The organism is Bradyrhizobium sp., from assembly GCF_019244115.1.
Taxonomy (GTDB): domain Bacteria; phylum Pseudomonadota; class Alphaproteobacteria; order Rhizobiales; family Xanthobacteraceae; genus Bradyrhizobium.
The window spans coordinates 1-3,948 of record NZ_JAFATE010000140.1; the positions used below are offsets into that span (position 1 = coordinate 1).

Sequence of the window (3,948 nt, forward strand, 5' to 3'; positions counted from 1 at the left end):
GGGATCAGCGCGGACGTGCGGCCCGTCAACGGAGATTCCCGGCCGCCCACCATGGCCGCTACTTACGCGTAAGCGCTCGAAATAACCAGTCTTGTGCGGCCTGGTAGCCTGGAAGACGGACCAACCTCGTTCCTCTTCCGGAGCCCGACCATGTCTCGTCCTGCCGATCCCGCCCTGGAATCCCTTTGGCGTCGCCGGCTGTGGCAGCAGCCCCGTAGCGGCCTCACGATCCAACAGTTCTGCAAGCGCGAAGGGGTCTCGGCTGTGACCTTCCATTCCTGGAAGCGTCGGCTCGCTCTCCGCTCGACGTCGCCCACTCCCTTCTCCTCGGCCGGTCCCACGTTCGTGCCCGTGATCGTTCCGCCGGCTTTCCCGTCGCCGTCCCGCGGCGCCGCCGACCTGGTCACGTTCCAACTCCCCAACGGCGGCCAGATCCTTCTGCCGATCGCCGCCGGCGCCGAGTTGGTCTGCCAGGTCGCTGAGACCGTGGCTCGCTCGTCGGCGATCGCGGAGGCACCCTCATGCTGAACTTCCCTCATACTGTGCGGATCTTCCTCCACACCGAAGCCGTGGATCTCCGGAAAAGCTTCGACGGTCTCTCCGGACTCGTCAGCCAGGCCTTCCCCGAGGAGGACCTCCTCTCCGGCCATCTCTTCCTCTTCCTCAACGGGCGACGTGATCGCATCAAGATGCTTCATTGGGATGCCGACGGCCTGGTCATCTGGTACAAGCGGCTCGAAGCCGGATCGTTCCAGATCCCCCTCCACGTCGCCCCGGGCGCCGCCGTCGAGCTCAAGAGCGCCCAGCTTGCCATGCTCTTGAGCGGCATCGACCTGACCAACGCCCGCCAGCGCAAGCGCTACCAGCGGCCCGAGAAAATCGGGGGAAATGCCCGGAAACACCCTTGAAATTAGAGATGAGCATGCGATAATTCAGGTGATGACAACTCCTCCTGATCGTCATGCCAGCCCCGACCTCCCCCTCGCCGCGTCGCCGCACCCTGCCGGCGACGCGCCCCCTCCCCCCGACGCCGCCGAGCAGCGGGTCCAGGACCTGCTCGCCGCTCTCGGCCAGGCGAACGACGCCTACGAGACGCTCCTGCGGGAGAACGCGTCGATCAAACAGGAACTCGAACTCCTGCGCCAGGAGCTCGAGCGCTATCGCCGCTACGTCTATGGACGGCGGAGCGAGCGGCTCGCCGATCCCGGACAGGGGCACCTCTTCACGCTCGCCGACCAAGTCGAGGACGTCCCCGACGCCCCGCCGGATGACCCGGCAAGCCCGGCACCGCGGAAGCCCAGGCGGTCGCGGAAGCTGGATTTCTCCCGGCTGCCCCAGGTCCGCATCGAGCACGACGTGCCCGAAGCCGACAAGACCTGCTCGTGCTGCGGCCGGCCCAAGGCGCGGATCGGCGAGGATGAGCGACGCGAACTCGAATTCATCCCGGCCAAGCTGGAGCTGCGGCTGCACATCCTGCCCAAGTACGCGTGCTCGCACTGTCATGACGGGGTGAAGAGCCCCGCCGGACCGGATCGGCCACTCTCCGGGTGCATCGCCGGCACGGGTTTGCTTTCTCAGTTGCTGATATCCAAGTTTATCGATCATCTGCCCCTGTACCGCTTCGAGGACATCGCCGTCCGCTACGGCTTGCACCTGCCGCGGGCCACCCTCTGCGATTGGGTCCGCGAGTCGGCCGAGCTGCTCCGCCCGCTCTACGACCTCCAGAAGGGGTTGGTGCTGCTCTCGCCGGTGATCTGGACCGACGACACGCCGGTCAAGGCGCTGGGGGGCGATGGGCCGGGGAGCCTGACGGCGCGGTTCTGGCTCTACCACGGCGACGAGGCCCATCCCTACGACGTGTACGACTTCACCACCAGCCGTAAGCGGGACGGGCCGGCGACGTTCCTGGCGGAGTACGCCGGCTACCTTCAGGCCGATGCCTATTCCGGCTATGACGGCCTCTACCTGGGTCCTCAGTCGGTGATCCGGGAAGTGGCCTGCTGGGCGCATGCGCGGCGCAAGTTCTATGATGCGCGGTCGTCGTCGCCGGGCAACGCGGCCTTGATCCTGGAGGCGGTCGGCCGATTGTACGAGGTGGAGGATCGCGCGCGGGACTTGTCGGTCGAGGCCAGGCAGGCGCTACGTGCGAGGGAGTCGGTGCCGATCCTGGAGCGGCTGCGTGGGGACATCGATCGTCTGACGGAGCAGGTGTTGCCGAAATCGGGGTTGGGCCAGGCGCTGACCTACGCGCGGAACCAGTGGGCCGCCTTGTGCCGTTATATCGAGGACGGCCGGCTGACGATCGACAATAACGTGTCGGAGCGCCGGCTGCGGGACCAGGCAATCGGTCGGAAAAACTGGTTGTTCCTTGGGAGTGTGGACGCGGGTCCGCGAGCGGCGGTGCTGAGCACGGTCATGGCGGGGGCGAAGCGTCACCTGCTGGAACCGTGGGCGTACGTCAAGGACGTGTTGATGACACTGAGCGTGGATCCGGACCGCGTTGCGGACCTGTTGCCGGACCGCTGGGGTCAAAGTCATCCGGAGCACGTGCTGACCCACCGACTGGAAGAGTCGCGAGAGAGAGCACGGCGTCGCGACGCGAGACGGGCGGACCGTCGCAAAGGAAAGTGTGATCGGGAGCGGGCCGACGTCCCGGCTGCGGTTGCCCAGCGCGCGGCACCCCCGTGGGCGCCGTAGCAGGCGCGGTCCGCATCGACCGCCGACATCCGGCCAGCCAGGGCAGACCCAGCTCGAAGCCGGCGGACACGGCCCCCAGGTACAGGCCCGCCCCGGGCGCATGGCTGCGCGGCGGTGATAACATCAAGCCTACGTTCTGTTCTCTCACACAGTCTGATCAGGAGCGATGGAACAATGGAAGGCGAGCTGAAGCCCGGCATGGCGTACCGGTCCGCGATTGAACCGTTCTGCGACGAGATCAGCATCTACGACGGACCGAAAACCTTCCTGAAGCAGTTCGCGGCCGCTCCGGTCGAGGTCGGCCATCTGCTCGCCGCCCACTGGTGCCAGTCGGAGGTCGCCAACGGCGGCCTGCACCAGTTCTTCTCGAACCCGACCGGCGTCCTGGCGCCCGAGGCCCGGGCCGGCTTCTCGTCCATCGGCATCGAGGAGTGGGCGTCGATCGTCGGGGAGGCCATGCGTTTCTTCGGCGAGCCCTATCCGCGCGAGCAAGCCAAGCGGCTGCGAAAGCTCCCCAAGGCCAAGGGCGCCCCCGCAACCTGGAACGTCTTTCAAGCCCTGGACGACCGCTTCTACGCCTGGCTGCGGCCGGACCGCGACCGATGGGCCCGCGCCGCCGATGCCTACGCGAGCCGGTACGTCCGCGAGTAGCCATCAAGCGGGAGAATGTCGATCCGGGCAGCGGCGTCGCTCGTCCACAGTGTTCGCAGGACGGATACCCACAGCCCGCAAGTGAGCCTCTTGGACCGAACCCATACTACGGGATTGCGGGCGCAACCGGGTGTGAGGGGGGATGGTTCCGCCGAACGCTTACATCCCAAGCCGTCAACGGCCGTTCCCATTTCGCCTGGACGAGTAAGACACTTTCAGAAGAGAAACGCTGATGAGAACCACACTTGCACTTTCGATGATCTCGCTGGCCGCAGGTCTCGCCCTGGCACAGCAACCAGGCGCTGGAGAGCAATCTCGCCAAAAGAATGCCCCGCAAGCCCTCGCCGAGCCGCCGACCTACGCGGATGTCAAGTACGGATCCTATGAACGCAATGTCATGGATGTTTGGCTGGCAAAATCTGATAAACCCACGCCGGTCTTGGTTTCGATCCACGGCGGCGGATTCAGCACCGGCAGACGCGCCCGTGGCGGCGATCCTTCCCGGGTCCAGGTTCCACGGCTTCGCCCGGGAGCGAACAAACTGGATCGCCCTGGCGGCGTCGAGGAACTGGGCGGGTGCCTTCGCTTCATCGGACAGGC

Annotated in this window: 5 protein-coding genes; 4 read left to right on the plus strand and 1 reads right to left on the minus strand. The window is 66.3% G+C overall.

The window, feature by feature from the left end; all coding sequences use genetic code 11:
- The first annotated feature begins 150 nt into the window (after positions 1-150).
- The 4 genes from tnpA (at position 151) to JOZ76_RS06390 (ending at position 3,348) form a co-directional block, all read left to right on the plus strand.
- Positions 151-528 carry an IS66 family insertion sequence element accessory protein TnpA gene (gene tnpA / locus JOZ76_RS06375; RefSeq protein ID WP_291697782.1) on the plus strand — a complete coding sequence of 126 codons (378 nt, stop codon included), beginning with the start codon at positions 151-153 and terminating at the stop codon, positions 526-528.
- On the plus strand, positions 522-908 hold the full coding sequence (gene tnpB / locus JOZ76_RS06380) for an IS66 family insertion sequence element accessory protein TnpB (RefSeq protein ID WP_291697783.1): 387 nt from the start codon (positions 522-524) through the stop codon (positions 906-908). Before tnpA ends, tnpB begins: the two co-directional genes overlap by 7 nt.
- Positions 889-2,697, plus strand: a complete 1,809-nt coding sequence (gene tnpC, locus JOZ76_RS06385) for an IS66 family transposase (protein WP_291697784.1) — start codon at positions 889-891, stop codon at positions 2,695-2,697. Before tnpB ends, tnpC begins: the two co-directional genes overlap by 20 nt.
- Positions 2,698-2,871: 174 nt before the next feature.
- Positions 2,872-3,348, plus strand: a complete 477-nt coding sequence (locus JOZ76_RS06390; RefSeq protein ID WP_291697785.1) for a DMP19 family protein — start codon at positions 2,872-2,874, stop codon at positions 3,346-3,348.
- A 106-nt stretch (positions 3,349-3,454) separates the two neighbouring features.
- Here JOZ76_RS06390 and JOZ76_RS38150 read toward each other — a convergent pair whose 3' ends face one another.
- Positions 3,455-3,946 (minus strand): hypothetical protein, encoded by a 492-nt coding sequence (locus tag JOZ76_RS38150; RefSeq protein ID WP_366938543.1) that lies wholly within the window; start codon positions 3,944-3,946, stop codon positions 3,455-3,457.
- Between the last annotated feature and the right edge of the window lie 2 nt (positions 3,947-3,948).